This is a genomic window from Lancefieldella parvula (genome assembly GCF_963530955.1).
In the GTDB taxonomy this organism is placed as follows: Bacteria; Actinomycetota; Coriobacteriia; order Coriobacteriales; family Atopobiaceae; genus Lancefieldella; species Lancefieldella parvula_A.
In genome coordinates, this window is sequence record NZ_CAUSFQ010000021.1 from 1 (window position 1) to 16,985 (window position 16,985).

Here is a 16,985-nt window from a genome sequence, read left to right on the forward strand (position 1 = left end):
AGATTTTTTACCGCCTCAAAAACTTTTATCTGGGCAAACGTTGTATGCAGACAAATGAAATCCCCAACTAAACGCATTTTTTACCACTTTGGTGTGTATGCACTCTACTTGGCACCATTTTGGTTGCATTTTGGCATTGTGGGTACTGTTGGGGGATCGTTTTGCTGCTTAAAAGACATCTCAAAAGTCTCCCGTAAAAGAAATTTACAGAAATCTCACAGTGATAAAACGTTTTATCACTTAGAGTAGTATTTGAAACATAGCCGAAGCATCATACTGTTATGTATGTGTTGTTTTATGTGCGCCCAGTTGAGTGCGAACAAAACAAACGCTCAGGTGATGGAAGCAACGAGGTTGCCTAACCTGCGTAAACGCGCAGGCGGCAGCCCAAGAAAAGGAGGAGCACATGGCTCAGCCCGTGTACGGTACACCTTGGCAGACCCTGAATCAGCCTGTATCTGAGGAGGCTCTTGCCGGCGTCGATAGGTATTGGCGCGCAGCTAACTACCTGTCTGTTGGTCAGATTTATCTTCGTAGTAACCCACTTATGAAGGGTGACTTCTCTCGCGAGGACGTTAAGCATCGCCTGGTTGGCCACTGGGGAACCACCCCAGGTCTAAACTTCCTGTTCGGCCACGTCAACCGCTTCATCCGCGACCATAACCAGAACACCATCTTCCTCATGGGCCCTGGTCATGGTGGACCTGCAGGTACCGCACAGTCCCTGCTCGACGGCACTTATCGCGAGACCTACCCATTCATCACCGACGATGAAGAGGGCCTCCAGAAGTTCTTCCGCCGCTTCTCTTACCCAGGCGGAATTCCTTCCCACTACGCACCTGAGACTCCAGGTTCCATCCACGAGGGCGGCGAGCTGGGCTACGTCCTCTCCCACGCATACGGCGCTGTCCTGGACAACCCATCCCTGCTGGCAGTCGCTGTTGTCGGCGACGGCGAGGCAGAGACCGGCCCACTTGCAACTTCTTGGCAGACCAACAAGTTCATGGACCCACTGACCGATGGTATCGTTCTCCCAATCCTGCACCTCAACGGCTACAAGATTGCTAACCCAACTATCCTTGCTCGTATTTCCGACGGTGAGCGCGACGAGTTCTTCCGCGGCATGGGCTACCACCCATATAACTTTGTTGCTGGCTTCGACGACGAGGATCACGCATCCATTCACCGTCGTTTCGCAGCTCTTCTCGAGGCTGTCTTCAACGAGATCTGCGCTATCAAGACTCGCGCAGCCGCAGGTGACGCATCCCGTCCTTACTACCCAATGATCATCTTCCGCACCCCTAAGGGCTGGACTTGCCCTCCTTACATCGACGGCAAGAAGACCGAGGGCTCTTGGCGTGCACACCAGGTTCCACTGGCATCCGCTCGCGACACCGAGGCTCACTTCCAGGTTCTTCGCGACTGGATGGGCTCCTACAAGCCAGAGACTCTCTTCACCGAGAAGGGCGCAATCCGCCCAGAGGTCACCGCTTTCATGCCTAAGGGCGACCTCCGCCTCGGCGCTAACCCTAACGCAAACGGTGGCGCAATCCGCCGCAACCTCGTCCTTCCTGACGCAAAGAAGTACGAAATCCCAGTTGCCGAGAAGGGCCACGGCTTTGGTGCTACTGAGGCAACGCGCGTCCTCGGAGAGTACACCGCTGAGCTCATCAACAGCAACCGCTCCGAGTTCCGTATCTTCGGACCTGACGAGACCGCTTCCAACCGCCTGCAGCCATCCTTCCAGGTAACCGACAAGCAGTGGTTCGGCGGCTTCAACGACGACTTTGAGAACGACGAGCACATCTCCCCAGTTGGTAACGTTATCGAGCAGCTTTCCGAGCACCAGTGCGAGGGCCTGCTTGAGGGCTATACTCTGACCGGTCGCCACGGCATCTGGTCCAGCTACGAGTCATTCGTTCACATCGTTGACTCCATGATTAACCAGCACGCTAAGTGGCTCGAGGCTACCGTCCGCCACATTCCATGGCGCAAGCCTATCTCCGCTCTCAACCTGGTCCTTTCCAGCCACGTTTGGCGCCAGGACCACAACGGATTCTCTCACCAGGATCCTGGTTTTGTTGACATCATGCTCAACAAGAGCTTCAACAACGACCACATCACCAACATCTACTTCCCAGCAGATGCTAATCTCCTGCTTGCAGTTGGCGAGAAGTGCTACACCTCCACAAACTGCATCAACGCAATCTTCGCTGGTAAGCAGCCTGCTCCAACGTGGGTAACTCTCGACGAGGCTCGCGAGGAGCTTGCAGCTGGCGCTAAGGAGTGGAAGTGGGCTTCCAACGCTGAGGCTGGCGAGGAGGACATTGTTCTTGCATCCTGCGGCGACGTCCCAACTCAGGAGCTCCTGGCAGCTCTTGACATGCTTGGCAAGCTGGGCATCAAGGCTCGCTTTGTCAACGTTGTTGACCTGCTCAAGATCCAGAACGCTTCCGAGAACAACGAGGCTCTTTCCGACGAGGAGTTCACCAAGCTCTTCTCGTCAGACAAGCCAGTTCTCTTTGCGTTCCACGCTTACGCCGGTTCTGTCCGCCGCCTGATTTGGAACCGTCCAAATCACGACAACTTCAATGTTCACGGCTACGAGGAGCAGGGTTCCACCACAACTCCTTACGACATGCTGCGCCTGAATAACATGGACCGTTGGGCACTTGCTGCTGACGCTCTCCGCATGATTGACGCTCAGAAGTGGGCAGATCAGATCGACGAGTGGGAGAAGTTCCGCACCGAGGCCTTCGAGTTTGCTGTCGAGAAGGGCTATGATCACCCAGCATTTACCGACTGGTCTTGGCCAGACGCTTCCGATGCTGATCAGGCAATCTCCGCAACTCAGGCAACCGCCGGCGACAACGAGTAACACGTCGCGACCGCGAGCGCCGCACGGCGCAACCGCGCTAGCTGCGAGCGACGTGCGTGCTACGTACGAGCCGCGAGCGCCGCGCGTGCTAGCTGCGCAAACGTGCCTTCCGCCCGGTATCCACTTCGTGTGGGTACCGGGTTTTCTTGTGCAAAAGCGCTGCTAGCAGACGGGGTTTCTCGCCAGGCGGGCGGCGCGCGCGGTGTGCGTTCAATGCGCCCGGGTATGCGCCCGACGCGCGCCTGATTTCTGCAAAGAATCTGTAAATTCTGCCTGAAAACGTAAAAGAAACTGTGGATTTGCCTGATTTCGTCAAAGAATCTGTATCTGAAATACAGATTCTTTGCACTTTTCAGGCGCGCTTTGAAGTATGTCCGAAGCTGATTTCGAAAGCCCCTTCATGAGAGCTCTCATGGAGCCTGATTCTCTCGCCTTGTTTGAGTAATTTGGGACGTAACTGCGCCCGCGCACCCAGGTGGTAAAAAATGCGTTTAGTTGGGGAATACAGGTTTCTGCATACAACGTTTCCCCAGATAAAAGTTTTTGAGGCGGTAAAAAATCGTCTTAGTTGGGGATAAATCGACCAATTTTAAGTTTTCATCCCCAACTAAACGCATTTTTTACCTTTTTCGGCACATAATTTTGAGGTCAAAAATTACGTATTCATAAGAATGCATTTTATTACACAAATATGCAGAAATCTGATTAGCGAACTAAAGAACGCACACTATTCTTCTCAATCATGCGCGGCTCAAGGATTATCTGGATCGAAGCACCATCGTCCACCAACTCACCTGCGCTTTTCTGACCCGCTCCGTCAACCTTTGCAGCGACACCCGCGTCGCCGCCGCTACCCGCGCTACCCGCGCGCGGCGCGACCGGCACGCTCGTCCAGCTTGGCGCGAACGGCAGCCTTGAACGCGGCAGCGTCCGTCATCCACGGAACGTGCTTGCCGCCGATAATATTGAACGGCTCGTCGCCCTTGGCAAGTAGGTACACCAGCGCTGGGCGAGGGTCGTCGTAAGCTGCGGAAACTGCCTCGTAAATGGCGTCGTAGCGGTCAAGGATAATCTTGTGCGCGGCGCCCTCGGGCGTGGCCTCGGCCATCTGCGCGCAAATCACCGCAGGATCTTCCATGTTGCAGTCCTCGGTGGTGTAAATCATCAAGTCCGCCCACTTGGCTGCTTCTTCCGGCAGCTCTTGGCGACGGTTGTACGCCTTACCGCCTACGGCCCCCATGACCACATAGCGGCCATAACCAGGGAATTCCTTGGACGTTGACGAGAAAAGCTTCTGGTAGGAAAGCTTGTTGTGGGCGTAGTCGACCAAGCCCGTAACTTTGTTGTCGGGCGAGCTCAAGAGCTCCATGCGGCCTGGCACCTTAACGTTCATCAGCGGAAGCACGGCGTCCTTCTCGCGAATGCCCAGGTAATCGGCAACGGTGATTGCTGCAAGAGCATTCTCCACGTTAAAGAGGCCGGACATAGGCAGCGCAGCAGCGCCGGTCCAGGTTGGGGTATGCACGGTGAACGTGACCATGCCCTGGTGAGGGGTGATTTCGTCCGCCCAAACGGTAGCATCGGAATCGGTTGTGGAGAAAGTTAAGACCTTCTCGCACCTCTGTGCACGCTCCATGACCTGGTCAAACATCATGGTGTTCTTGTTGATAACGGCCACGTGAGCAAGATCAAAAATCTTCAGCTTGCTCTCAAAGTAATCTTCAAAAGTTGGATGTTCAACAGGGGAAATGTGATCGGTTCCAATGTTTAAGAACACCGCGACGCTCAGATTGAGGCCAACCGTACGGTCGTACTTGAGTCCCTGGCTGGAAATCTCCATGTCAACGTAGGGGAGACCAGCCTCTGCGGCATGCTTGAGGTGACGCCACAGCTCAGGCGCCTCGGGCGTGGTGTTGTGCGCCGGCTGAGTGTCCTTGCCGTCAAACACCTCGATGCCGCCAATCACGCCGCACTTGGAGTACGGCTCGTCGCCGTCAAGAATGGCGCGCAGCATATACGAGCAGGTAGACTTGCCTTTTGTACCCGTAATGCCAATGGTTGTGAGCTTCTTGTCGGGGTGATCCGCAACGCCCGCGGCCGCGTAGGCCATGGCAAGGCGCACGTCATCCACGCAAATAGCGGCTACGTTTGGAGCCACTGCCTGCAACTCCTCCGCGAGCGACTGCTGACAGAGGTATGCAACAGCCCCAGCCTCTACCGCGCTCGCCAGATATGCTGGCGAGAAGTGCGCGCCCTTGCAGACAAACAGCGAGCCAGGGGTGACCTCACGAGAATCGCTTGCAACATCGGTAAGCTGTGCGTTTTGATCAACCGCGTCAAGATGCGCGGTAGTGTAATCGATGTTCTTGCTGGTAAAGAGCGCCAGGAGCTCGTGTAATGTCATCCTCAAAAGTCCTTCGATAGCTGTTTGGCGCAAGCACAGCGCCCCAAAGACAGTATAAATAGTTTAGCCGTCTGACCCCACTTGTGCTGGCGACAGTGCAACTTTCTTGGTCCTTGCATGCCAGCGTCACACCCTCATGGCGAGAAAATCGTCGAAGTTGCTTGACTCTCTGTGGCTGTGGAGGTATAGTACTTGTTCGCGCAAGCGTTTACATTGCGGGGTGGAGCAGTCTGGTAGCTCGTCGGGCTCATAACCCGAAGGTCGTAGGTTCAAATCCTGCCCCCGCGACCATAAGAATTTCAAACCCGCCATCGGCGGGTTTTTTGTTAGCAATCAGCGCTGCTCAGGCGGCTGTCTTAGCAGACTGTTGGGCAAGCCACCAACATCACCTCCGGCAATTAAACGCCCTCTACGCATCAAAGCCAAAGTTCAGCAAACGCTGCAATCTCAGCTCAAGACCCTTGTGATGATCGTAAGAATCCAACATACGTTGATACTTCGGGGCAGCAGCCGCCAGCTTCTCTACCAGCGCGTCTGTTGTCTGCCTCACTGAGCGTAGAGGCTCAGGATGGTTTTTACCTTCGTTTTCACCGCTTGCGATGCACCAGCGAATGTCCGCCCGCACATGGCTCGTATCAAAAGTTTCAACAAAACCGGGAAACCACGTACTTGGGCTAGCAAGAAGATACTGGTCAAAGCGGCAGGTTGTCTGCATCTCAAAAAGGCTGCACAACCCTGATAAAGAATACCCAAGCAGTGTGATAGGACACGTATCCTCTGCAGTATGAGTAGCTAGAGCAGCGTACTTCTCGACAGCTGGAAGTACGACATCTGAAAGAAATTCTTTTCCAAGCCCTTCAAAATTTGGAACTTTTGTGCGCACACTAGATGCCGGCCAAGGGGAATAGCAGGCTTGATCAGATGGTGCGGTAATGGTGAGGCATTGGGGGAGCTTGGTAGCGTCAAGTTTCCCAGAAGCAAGAAGCGCAGCTATCTTGGGCATAAGCAGCGAGCCATGGAGAACAACAAGAAGACCTGGAACTTTGGAACGTTCTCCGATAGTGATTGTACTGTCTGGTAGAGCCGATAAATCCATGAAGTTCCTCGTCTGTTATTGCCTGTTGGTGCCGGCGTCGTCTCGTAGCAGCCGCCTCGCGGAGAGCATCCCATAGAAGGACGTAGGTATTTTAAGCATTTTTCAACTCGCAGTCTTCTCACAACTCAAAAAGTAATATATAGTTAACTTTCAAAAAATCCGCTGCTTCTGTGTAACGCGCATTGTACGTTGTACGTTGTGCGCAAAAACGCAGCGTCACTTTAGAGGGGTATCGTATGATAAGAAAAGCCGGACCGTTCCGTCTTTTCATGGGCGTTCTCGTTGCAATTCTGGCAGCGAGCATTGTAATAACTTCAACGATGGGCGCTATTGGCGTGTCCCTACAAGACGCATATGCCGTGCTGACACATCATCTTTTTGGCATGCCGCTACCGGAGGCTTTAGCTGCAGGAGGACCTGTCGAGAAGGTCGTTTGGTCGCTGCGCTTTCCCCGCATCATCTTAGGAGTGGTAGCTGGAGCTGGCCTTGCGCTTGCGGGTGTTGTCATGCAAGCGTCAGTTCAAAATACCTTGGCTGAACCGTATATTTTGGGCATTTCATCAGGAGCTTCGTGCGGAGCCACCTGTGCCATCATGCTTGGAGCCGGCGCGGTAAACGTTGTGGGAATTTCTTCGGTGCCGCTGTTCTCGTTTATTGGCTCAACAATAGCCACGATTGGCGTTTTGTTGCTGGCATCTACCGGCGGCCATATGACGTCATCAAAGCTTGTTCTCTCGGGCATGATTTTGAACGCTCTGTTCACGGCGCTGTCTAATTTCATCATCACTATTGCTGCTAACGCTGAGGGCATGATGGATCTGAAGTTTTGGACCATGGGCTCCTTGGCGCGAGCAAGCTGGGGAAATGTTGGCGTTTCTGTTGTCGTAGTACTTCTCGTCAGCGTGTTTTTCCTCACACAGTTCCGCTCCCTCAATGTGCTTCTGATGGGAGACGAGGCTGCTACAACGCTTGGCCTCAATACTAATTTGTGCAGATGGGCATATTTGACCATTTCTGCGCTCATGGTTGGCACGCTTGTTTCATCAGTGGGAACCATCGGTTTTGTTGGTCTTATCATTCCGCATATTGCGCGCTCGTTTGTTGGGTCCGATCACCGAAGGCTGGTGCCAACTGCGCTGGTACTGGGAGCTATTTTCATTCTCTGGGCAGATGCTTGCGCTCGTACCGTCCTAGGCAACACCGAAGTTCCTATTGGCATTTTGACCGCTGTGGTTGGCGCGCCGTTCTTTGTCTACATCATGGTTGCCCGCAACTACAGCTTTAGGGATGGTGAGTAGCATGCGCCTTGAAGTGCAAAATGTATCGGTCACCATTCACAACAAGCCGATTGTAAAGGACGTCTCGCTTAGCGTGGCAGATGGCGAGTTTGTGGGCATCCTCGGTCCTAATGGATCCGGCAAGTCAACGCTTCTGCGAGCAATTTATGGTATTGGCCATCGCTATGACGGGCAGATCCTGTGGGACGGACGAGACGCCACTGAGATATCACGACGTGACTTTGCGCGTAAGGTTGCGGTTGTAAGCCAGTTTAACTCGCTGTCTTTTGACTTTACCGTTCGCGAGATTGTGTCGTTGGGACGCAGTCCTCATCAGTCGGCGCTGTCAAAAGAGACCGATCACGACGAGTCAATCGTTTCTGACGTCATTCAGAAAGTTGGCCTTTCTCGCTTTGAGGACCGCTCTTTTGCCACGCTTTCAGGTGGCGAGAAACAACGTGTCATGTTGGCTCGTGCGTTGGCTCAGGAACCAGAGTTTTTGGTGCTTGATGAGCCTACTAATCACCTTGATATTACGTACCAGATTGATATTTTGCGACTTGTTCGCAATCTTGGTATCAGCTGCCTGGCTGTTTTGCATGACATTGTGATGGCAGCTCACTATGTCGACCGCCTGTATTTCTTACAAGAGGGGACTATTGTTTCCGAGGGAACACCTGAGGACATTGTGACCCCTGAGCTGCTTGCTGATGTGTATGGCGTTGAGGGCATGGTACGCCCATCAACTGCTGGAAACGGTATCAGCATTGATTACGTGTATTAATCGCCTGTTGAGTATCAACAGATGAATGAAAGGATATCCGATGGATCCTCGTGTAAGTTCAAATCTCTTTACGAGAAGGAATTTTTTGAGCATTGCGGCAGGGTTTGCTGCAACTGCTGCTGGACTGGGTCTTACTGCGTGCAACAATGCACCGTCTAGCCCATCTACCCCTGCTACAGAAGAAAAGAAATCGGCCAATACGAGCTACCCAGTATCGTTCAAGCTCTATGACGGTGACGGCAACGAGTTTGAGGCAAAGTTTGACAAGGCTCCTGAGAGTGTTGTTACCTTGACAGATTCCGCAGCCGAGATTCTGCTGCGTCTGGGCCTTGGCTCCAAGATTATTGGTACTATCAAGCCCGATGCACCAATGCCTTCAGATATTGCTGACGAGTATGCGAACATCAAGCAGCTGGGCGATAAGAAGAGCCTTTCTCGCGAGGTTGTTGTTGCCGCTAATCCAAACCTTATTGTGGGACGCTCACGTCTCTTTACTTCAAAGGACCAGACTTCTCCAAAGGATTACGCTGACCTAGGCATTTCTGTCTATACACAGCTGGCATCTTCTGAGCAGGGCGATCCAACGCTTGCCGGAATTATCTCTGATATTAAGAACCTTGGAGCTATCTTTGATGTTCAGAGCAATGCCGACACTTATACCGCTGACCTGCAGAAGCGCCTTGATGCCATTAACGAGCGCGTTAAAGCACACGAGAAAGATGCAAAGAAGACCGTGCTGGTTATGACTAACCTCAAGGACGGCACGTTTGGCCTCTTTGGCGGTAGCGAGAAGAGCCTTGAGTTTACTATCATCGACCAGCTTGGAGCTACTCCTGCTACAACCCAGTCTGCAAACGGCCTGACGTATGAGAATCTGATTAAGTTCAACCCTGACGTCATTATTTACGTTACCGCAGAGCGCAATAAAGCAACTGACGCTGTAGCTAAAGACACTCTTCTGGGCGAGAGCTCCCTGCAGAACGTCCCTGCTATTGCCAACAAGAGCATCGTAGAGATTCCATATTCTGAGTACATTGATTACTCGCCACGTGCATTTGATTCTGCCGAGAAGATCCTTGAGGTTCTGTATCCTCAGAAATAGACGTATTGAACATACGCGCTATTTGAACATGCGTACTGCAGAGACCAAGCAGGAACTTTGTTTCCTGCTTGGTCTTTTCTTTATACTATTGAAAGAAAGAAAAGAGATTCCTAAACAGATAGAAGAATCCTTATGAACTATGTCCAAAAAGTTCCCGTTGCTATTTGCGGTGTTGCCTTAGGTTTTGCGGCACTTGGAAATCTTTTTAAGACTTCTTTCGAGGGTCTTTATCTTGCCTGTGGCATACTCTCTATTGCTCTTTTAGCTCTCTATACCCTCAAATTTATGGTGTCTACAAAAGTTGTGTTACGAGAGCTCTCGGATCCAATTGGACTTTCAGTTGCTGCAACATATCCGATGGCAGTTATGCTGATTTCGGTGTATATGAAGGCTGATATTGGTGATGTAGCACAATTGTTTTGGTTTGCAGGAATTGCGTTACACATCCTGTGCATAGCTCTCTTTACTTCTCGATATATTGCAAAATTTGATTGGGAGAATGTGCACGCCAGCTGGTTCATTGTGTATGTAGGCATTGTTGTTGCAAGTGTTACGGCGCCGGCGTTCAACTTTGAAGCAAGTGTTGGTACGGTTGCATTTTGGTTTGGATTTATCTGCCTTGTGGTGCTTTTTATAGTAGTGAGCATTCGGTATGTTAAATATGGGCCAGTTCCTGATGCTGCTGAGTCGCTCGCTTGTATCTATGCAGCTCCAACAAGTCTTTGCATTGCAGGATATATTCAATCTATTACGCCAAAGTCCGTTCCGTTTCTTTTGGTTATGCTGGCAATCGCTTCACTTATTTATGTGGTTTCTTTTGTGTGGTGCATCAGGTGTCTTACAAAACCATTCTTTCCTAGTCACGCTGCGTTTACGTTTCCTTTTGTAATTTGTGTTATTGCGTGTACACAGATATCGGCATACCTGGCTGAACTCGGCCAGCCCCTCCAATGGCTTGACGGAATAGCCACTGTTGAAACGTTGCTTGTAGCAGGGCTTTGCATTGTTGTGCTTGTACGATTACTTGCGTACGTGCGTGATCAGACTTTAGGGCTATAGGTACGAGTGACTTGAGATAATGTTTGTATTTGATTTGACAAGAGCTATTAATTTTAAGTAATAAGTACCCAAAGGTTGCTATCGTTAAATTTTCAGTTTTTAATTTCGTATTGAGTATTTACCATATGAAGTAAAGTTACATCGTTTTTTTGTAATGTGACTAATATAAATAGGAAGTAGAGGGATGATATGTCGAGTAGTGATGAAGAAAAAAAGCCGATTGACGACAAATTTGAAAAAACGATCGAAATAGTCTTTGGAGAAGATATCTTGAAAGATAAGGAGCTTCTAGATAGATATGAGAATGTAATTGAAAAAAGAGAAGAAAATTTAAAAAATGGAAAAGCCGAAGATGGTTGTGGGAAATACGGAGATGATTCTACAACAATTGAACTTATGTTATATATAAGAAAATTAATGAGAGAAGAAAAATTAATCCCATCTGTTCCATTGGAAAACTATATACAAAGTCAGCCCTTAACGATAGAAAATTTAAAAAATTTTGTTGTGCTTGATGGTAAAACTAGAAGTTGGTTAACGGCGAGATATAAGAAAGAATATCCCATCTCCTATGGTTCAGAGCCAGAATCTCACTCATGGGATTATTTTGATGACGGTTGGGATTATTCTAAGTATCTGGAAGAAAATTCTTTAAATGCCGATAAAGAATGGTTTTTTGAATTTGAAGACAAGCATGGTCATAAAGACAGGCTTGGTCATATTTACTACAATGAATTAGATCATTACTTAACTTATTTGGTATATGCATTACGAACTAATAAAAAATGTGACAGAAGTAAAAAAGGTGTAAATATAAAAAAAGATCTTAAAAATAAATAAGAACATCTTAAAGAGAAATAGAACATCTGAAAAATTTCTAAGTCGTTAAAAACCCATAAGTTTCATTTAGCAAAAGATACATGTAGTCATATCCAAAAAAGTGGTGTAAGGAAATAGCCTTACACCACTTTTTGAGACGTAATTAGTAATATTATATTAAGTATAAATTATCAGAAGAAAAATTAATTTTAGAAGAAACGATTAAGCCTATAGAATAATTTTAAACTTAAAAAATAGTGAACGGGAGGCTAAAATGCGATTATCGAAGATCAAAATTAAAAACTACAGATTGCTTATTGATGCCGAATTAGATGTCGATACAAAAACAACCCTTATTGTTGGTAGGAATAATACTGCCAAGACTTCCTGTAGTAACTGTATCAGTACCGTGATGCAAGGAAAAAATTTTTCATATAATGATTATCCTATATCAAAGAGAGAAAACCTCTACAACTTGTTTTTTCAGTTCATGGAGGAGAAATTAAGTTATGAAGATCTCTGCAGAGGAATAGAACCTATTTCTATAGAGTTTGTAGTTGATTATTCATTGGATGATCCAGATACAAAATTGGGGGCATTATCACCTTTCATTATCGACGTTGATGTGGATACCACCACAGCGTTAATTCATGTGGAGTATCAGTTGAAAACTGACGAAGGCAAACTGCGAGAACTGTTTAAGGATAGTTGCTATAGTAATGATAAATTTGCTCCCCAAACAGAGGAAATGCACGCTATACTTGCAAGCAATTTTTCGAGGTTGTTTGACTTAATTATCTATGCGGTTAATCCAAAGAATTTAGAAGATCGGCAAGTTAAAAGTCATGGAGAACTTAAAGACCTTTTCCCTTATTATCCGATTCCCGCAGAACGCATACTTGGAGAAGATGGTACTCAAAAGAACGAGTCTCTTAGTTCGTTGATTGCGGACTATTTCAGCTTGAACGAGGAAGATTTGACACCTGATATAGCAGAGAAAGTCAAGGAACTTCGTGCAGTAGTTGATGGTGCAAACAAAAATGTGCAAAAAGAAAGCGATCGAATACTCAGTGACTTGGTTAGCAAGGCAGTTGGTTTTGGTTATCCTAATGTTGAAGAATTGCAGCTTGGTGTTACTACTGAGTTAAAAATTGACGATCAAATAAAAAACCAGACACGGCTTTCATATTGCTCTGGCACCGGTGACGAAAGCCTGCCCAGCTCCCATAACGGACTAGGGTACAAGAATTTGATTAAAATGGAATTTCTCTTGGCTGCGTTTGCACGAGATATTGAGAAAAAGGGAGATGCCTGCATTCCATTATTGTTCATTGAAGAACCAGAATCACATATGCATCCTCAAATGCAGCATGCGTTTGCGGAGCACTTAGAAAAATTCCTCGATAAAATTACAACTGTTCACATTCAGACGTTTTTAACTACTCACTCTGCACATATAGCTAATACTGTGGATTTCTCTAAAATCCGGTATGCGCAAAAGTCTAAATCTGGAGTTGTTTATAAAAACCTCGATACTTTTTCGAAAGAAAATACAGACAACATGAATTTCATCAAGAAGTACCTTACACTTAGTAGATGCGATTTGTTCTTTGCAGATAAGATTATTTTTGTTGAGGGCGCTTCGGAGCGGTTGCTGCTACCGGACATGATAGAGAAATGTGAGAAAGAAAAACTGTTTGATTCAGAAAAGTATAAACTGCCCGCACAGTATTACGCTTTAATCGAAATTGGAGGAGCATACGCATACAAATTCATACCTTTTGCAAACTTCCTCGGACTCCCTTGCTTAATCCTTACTGATATCGATTCTATGATGGATGGCAAAAAAGCTGTTGTCAGCAAAGGTAAGACCACCTCCAATGCAACAATAAAATGGTGGATGAGCAAAATTAAGAATATTCCACAGAATAGTAAAGACAAGATTTACCTTACGGATATCACCGCTGCAACAGATGCAGAAAAAACTCTGGGAAAATGCCATATTGAATATCAAACTTTGGAAAATGGGATATGTGGCAGATCTTTGGAAGAAGCCATCATGAATGTGAATCGTAGTCATTATGGGTTCACAAAACCTGTTGCCGAAGAAGATTTGGAGTTTACTGAGAAAAGCAAGACGGACTTTGCGCTCAATCTGATTTGCAATAATCCCAATTATTCTATTCCTCAATATATTAAAAATGGTTTAATATGGCTTAATCAGCAGCGAGTTCTTGAATGAGGAGGTGTTGAGAATTGTCTAAGAATTATGAATGTTTAAATTATAACATAGCTAAAGCGGAAGCAGACAAAGTCGACGAACAAATAATTTCTGCACTCAAAGCTGGACGTAGTTTCCGCGTGGAGGCTGGCGCTGGTTCTGGAAAAACCTACTCACTAAACCGTGTAATCGAATGGATTCAAGCAAATAAGTGGAATGATTATCGCCGAAAAAAGCAGAATGTAATATGTATTACATATACAAATGCAGCTGTTGATGTGATTTCGCAGCGCTTATCCCAAGATTCATTTATTCTTCCGTCGACAATCCATTCATTTGCTTGGAATGCAATCAAGCAGTATCAAGGTACCCTTATTAGCATTATCGAAAACGATGCGTCATTAGCAACAACGGAAACGGACTTCAGCAAGGTGTTTGAGATTCGTTATACTTTAGGACATCGTTATGTATCCCAAGGAGTTCATTACTTGCACCATAATGATGTTTTGAATCTTTTTTGTACTCTGCTGGATAATGCAAAATTTCGCCATGTTTTCTCTGACAATTACCCGTTGATTTTAATTGATGAATACCAAGATTCCTACAAACCGATTATCACACGTTTTATAAACTTTTTTATTGCAGAAGGAGTAGGTCCACAATTTGGTTTTTTCGGAGATGCATGGCAAACTATTTACCAAACCAACAACGCTTGCGGTGCGATAGAGCACAGCAATCTTCAGGAAATCAAAAAGGGTTCAAACTTTAGATCAGCTCCCAGAATTGTAAAGCTATTAAATGATATTCGCCCAGATTTACCACAACAATCTGCAATAGATAATTTTGAAGGTGAAGTAGTTGTTGTGACTTGCGATGATTTTTCTGGAGAACGTCGAACAGAACGTACATTCAAAGACGATCTCCCCGCAGAAGAACTGAAATCCAGACTGTTCCATCTTTCAGAACACATCAAGAAAAACGTGTCAAAGGATGAAAATATCAAAATTTTGATGATTACTCATAAGGTTCTTGCCGCACAGCAAGGATATGAGCGTCTATTAGCAATTATTGATAATGGACTCCGAGATAAACAAGATCCATTTTTGCTATTCTTCATGAATACTGTCGAACCGATATATAAAGCACTCAGCACATCAAATATGCAACTTCTGTTTGATACGCTTGGAATCAGACGATATCCTATCACGAAAAAAGCTGAGAAGATGAAATGGAAAGAGTTTGAGTCGCAGCTAAAGAAAGCCCGTAATGGCAGAGCCATTGATGTTATCAACACTATCGTAGAAACAAAGTTGGTGCCTATTCCATCATTGGTTGATGGATACTACCATCTATATTTTGATGCCCCTGATACAACCTATGGATTGGATGCAACAATCCGGGATGTTTTAGATTTAGATTACAGTCAATTTAAGGCGGCAATTGAATTTCTGTACCCTGAATCAGAGTTTTCGACAGAACATGGTGTTAAGGGCGAAGAATACGATAATGTTATCTTCGTTATCAGTAAAGGATGGAACCAATACCAATTTGAGACTTATGCACCTATGATAACTGGGAAAGTTCCAATACCAGTAGATAAAGAGGCATCATATGAACGAAATAGAAATTTGTTTTATGTATGCTGCTCAAGACCAAAGAAAAGATTATTTTTATTTGTTTCAATACCTCTTAATTCCACTAATTCCACTTTTAGAAATTTTCTAATCGATATAGTTGGATCAGAAAATATTTATACATTTAATGAATACTTAGATAATAAAGCTAAATAAAATGATAGTTTGGACAAATCTGAAAAGAAAGTTGTTTCTTTACTTATTGAAGATCCAGCTTCCACTTCAGATGAGGTGCAATCTAAATTGGTTTAACAAAAAGAACTATAGAGCGAACATTTATTTCTTACAAAATGAAAAAGTCATCGAAAGAATCAGAACAAAACGTGATAGAAGATGGTTTGCAATAAAATAGGAAAATAATCCTCATAGATATATTTTATGTTGATGTTTATATGCGGAAGTTTGGACAAAAATTCGCATGTTGAGTTGTGAGGGATGACCGAGAGGGAGGCTTGAGATTTATTTCTGTTCTCGCATTAAATCAAGAAACGCATCAGGTGCATTACTGGTCGAATTCCAAATCTTTGGAAATCCCCATGCTGTCAGAAGTCTCATAACTGATGGAAAGTTTTCTGGGTATGCATTACGTCCAGCATTTGATAGCAAGCCATTCTCTAAAACCGCCTCAAATTCCCACGTAAATGGAGGTCTGCCATTAGTTGGAATAGACTCATAGGTATTCTTCCAGTCAAGAATTCCGGCATCTAAAAATCCACCTAATAATTCACATGATGGTTTGTAGTTTGACTTACATTCTTCGTAGGACACATCATCTGGCCAGTATCCATACCAATCAAGGAGACCAATAGACTGTTCTGGTTTCTCGCCAATTTTATAGAATCCATACCACCCTGCACCATAACAGCCATCTCTGCGACTGTGTTGTTCAATTCTCAAACAAATTTTTTGGTTTGGCGTATCGCCAACATGTATCAAAAATGACAGTTGCGAACTATTAAGTAGCAGTGTTTTTTGTTTTTCTTCTTCAGGGGTTGTATTAAGCCATGGAAGCAGTGACAAAATGGTCTCATGCTCCGCTTCAGATTGCCCCCAACCCTTAAAGTTCATACCGTGGTTATTGCGTACATACATGCGCTTAATAACATATGGTGAAAAAACTTTTTGGCACCTAAAGTTATGAATCAACTCTCTACTCATTACAATTCTAATGAGCCCTCGTGAACCTCTATGCTTGCCTAGTACAGCGATTTTTTCGTATCCATCGCCCCATTGAACTGGAAAACAATAAACCTTTGTTCCAGGAGAAAAATGTCGCGTCCTATGAACAACGGTATGATCTTCTCCAAAAGGATGTTCGTCAATTACGTTTCCAACCAGACACCAAATCCATTCTGGGAGTTTATTTGTTTTTATATAATCCCAGTAATCTCCTTCTGTGCTCGGAGTAGTTTTCTTTTTTCTACGGCCAAAGTCATAGTCTGGTCCGAACATTTTCTTGATATGATCCAATTTGAATAGACATCTATCAAGAAGTGAACTTTCTGCTGCAGTATAGAGAAGTCCAACTCCTTTAGGATCTTCGGTAACGCACTTGGTGATGATTGCATAGATGCATTCTTCGTTTAAAACAAGCTCGTTAATACTAGAAAGTAATTCAGCATCGTCTGTAATATCTATGCCATAGCTATCAAGAATTTTTTGATAGCTATAAGCATTCTCTTGTTCGCGTATTTCGGAATTAAATAAACAA

The 16,985-nt window shown here is 45.9% G+C and carries 11 protein-coding genes, 1 tRNA gene and 1 pseudogene; 10 read left to right on the forward strand and 3 right to left on the reverse strand.

Features of this window, described 5'->3' with window-relative positions:
• Both RWJ43_RS02715 and RWJ43_RS02720 read left to right on the forward strand, forming a co-directional pair.
• On the forward strand, positions 1–249 hold a 249-nt coding region (locus tag RWJ43_RS02715), incomplete at its 5' end, for a hypothetical protein (RefSeq protein WP_314007453.1).
• A gap of 157 nt (positions 250–406) precedes the next feature.
• On the forward strand, positions 407–2,878 hold the full coding sequence (locus RWJ43_RS02720; protein WP_314007456.1) for a phosphoketolase: 2,472 nt from the start codon (positions 407–409) through the stop codon (positions 2,876–2,878).
• A gap of 859 nt (positions 2,879–3,737) precedes the next feature.
• Here RWJ43_RS02720 and RWJ43_RS02725 read toward each other — a convergent pair.
• Positions 3,738–5,282, reverse strand: coding sequence for a UDP-N-acetylmuramoyl-L-alanyl-D-glutamate--2,6-diaminopimelate ligase (locus RWJ43_RS02725; protein ID WP_314007459.1), 1,545 nt, complete (start codon positions 5,280–5,282; stop codon positions 3,738–3,740).
• 214 nt (positions 5,283–5,496) lie between these two features.
• On the opposite strand from RWJ43_RS02725, the gene RWJ43_RS02730 reads away from it, so the two are divergent.
• Positions 5,497–5,573, forward strand: a tRNA-Met gene (locus tag RWJ43_RS02730).
• Positions 5,574–5,691: 118 nt separating this feature from the next.
• Here the strand turns inward: RWJ43_RS02730 and RWJ43_RS02735 are convergent.
• Positions 5,692–6,378 carry a hypothetical protein gene (locus RWJ43_RS02735; protein WP_314007464.1) on the reverse strand — a complete coding sequence of 229 codons (687 nt, stop codon included), beginning with the start codon at positions 6,376–6,378 and terminating at the stop codon, positions 5,692–5,694.
• Between the two features lie 236 nt (positions 6,379–6,614).
• Here RWJ43_RS02735 and RWJ43_RS02740 point away from each other — a divergent pair, with 236 nt between their 5' ends.
• The 7 genes from RWJ43_RS02740 (at position 6,615) to RWJ43_RS02770 (ending at position 15,430) form a co-directional block, all read left to right on the forward strand.
• Positions 6,615–7,676 carry an iron ABC transporter permease gene (locus RWJ43_RS02740; protein WP_314007466.1) on the forward strand — a complete coding sequence of 354 codons (1,062 nt, stop codon included), beginning with the start codon at positions 6,615–6,617 and terminating at the stop codon, positions 7,674–7,676.
• A gap of 1 nt (position 7,677) precedes the next feature.
• A complete protein-coding gene (locus RWJ43_RS02745; protein ID WP_314007468.1) occupies positions 7,678–8,439 on the forward strand; it encodes an ABC transporter ATP-binding protein in 762 nt (253 codons plus the stop codon).
• A 40-nt stretch (positions 8,440–8,479) separates the two neighbouring features.
• Positions 8,480–9,541, forward strand: a complete 1,062-nt coding sequence (locus tag RWJ43_RS02750) for an ABC transporter substrate-binding protein (RefSeq protein ID WP_314007471.1) — start codon at positions 8,480–8,482, stop codon at positions 9,539–9,541.
• Positions 9,542–9,673: 132 nt separating this feature from the next.
• Positions 9,674–10,600 (forward strand): TDT family transporter, encoded by a 927-nt coding sequence (locus tag RWJ43_RS02755; protein ID WP_314007474.1) that lies wholly within the window; start codon positions 9,674–9,676, stop codon positions 10,598–10,600.
• A 189-nt stretch (positions 10,601–10,789) separates the two neighbouring features.
• The gene (locus RWJ43_RS02760) at positions 10,790–11,440 is read left to right on the forward strand and encodes a hypothetical protein (RefSeq protein ID WP_314007477.1); all 651 of its coding nucleotides are present in this window, start codon (positions 10,790–10,792) and stop codon (positions 11,438–11,440) included.
• 253 nt (positions 11,441–11,693) lie between these two features.
• Positions 11,694–13,661 (forward strand): AAA family ATPase, encoded by a 1,968-nt coding sequence (locus RWJ43_RS02765; RefSeq protein WP_314007479.1) that lies wholly within the window; start codon positions 11,694–11,696, stop codon positions 13,659–13,661.
• Positions 13,662–13,675: 14 nt separating this feature from the next.
• A complete protein-coding gene (locus tag RWJ43_RS02770; protein WP_314007482.1) occupies positions 13,676–15,430 on the forward strand; it encodes a UvrD-helicase domain-containing protein in 1,755 nt (584 codons plus the stop codon).
• A 303-nt stretch (positions 15,431–15,733) separates the two neighbouring features.
• Here the strand turns inward: RWJ43_RS02770 and RWJ43_RS02775 are convergent.
• Positions 15,734–16,985: pseudogene (locus RWJ43_RS02775) on the reverse strand (hypothetical protein); the annotation flags it as partial.

What these genes read in the sequence shown, in the direction of transcription:
- RWJ43_RS02725 (WP_314007459.1), bottom strand. Translation starts at nt 5,282, where the DNA reads ATGACATTACACGAGCTCCTGGCGCTCTTTACCAGCAAGAACATCGAT.
- RWJ43_RS02750 (WP_314007471.1), top strand. Translation starts at nt 8,480, where the DNA reads ATGGATCCTCGTGTAAGTTCAAATCTCTTTACGAGAAGGAATTTTTTG.
- RWJ43_RS02745 (WP_314007468.1), top strand. Translation starts at nt 7,678, where the DNA reads ATGCGCCTTGAAGTGCAAAATGTATCGGTCACCATTCACAACAAGCCG.
- RWJ43_RS02735 (WP_314007464.1), bottom strand. Translation starts at nt 6,378, where the DNA reads ATGGATTTATCGGCTCTACCAGACAGTACAATCACTATCGGAGAACGT.
- RWJ43_RS02755 (WP_314007474.1), top strand. Translation starts at nt 9,674, where the DNA reads ATGAACTATGTCCAAAAAGTTCCCGTTGCTATTTGCGGTGTTGCCTTA.
- RWJ43_RS02760 (WP_314007477.1), top strand. Translation starts at nt 10,790, where the DNA reads ATGTCGAGTAGTGATGAAGAAAAAAAGCCGATTGACGACAAATTTGAA.
- RWJ43_RS02765 (WP_314007479.1), top strand. Translation starts at nt 11,694, where the DNA reads ATGCGATTATCGAAGATCAAAATTAAAAACTACAGATTGCTTATTGAT.
- RWJ43_RS02740 (WP_314007466.1), top strand. Translation starts at nt 6,615, where the DNA reads ATGATAAGAAAAGCCGGACCGTTCCGTCTTTTCATGGGCGTTCTCGTT.
- RWJ43_RS02720 (WP_314007456.1), top strand. Translation starts at nt 407, where the DNA reads ATGGCTCAGCCCGTGTACGGTACACCTTGGCAGACCCTGAATCAGCCT.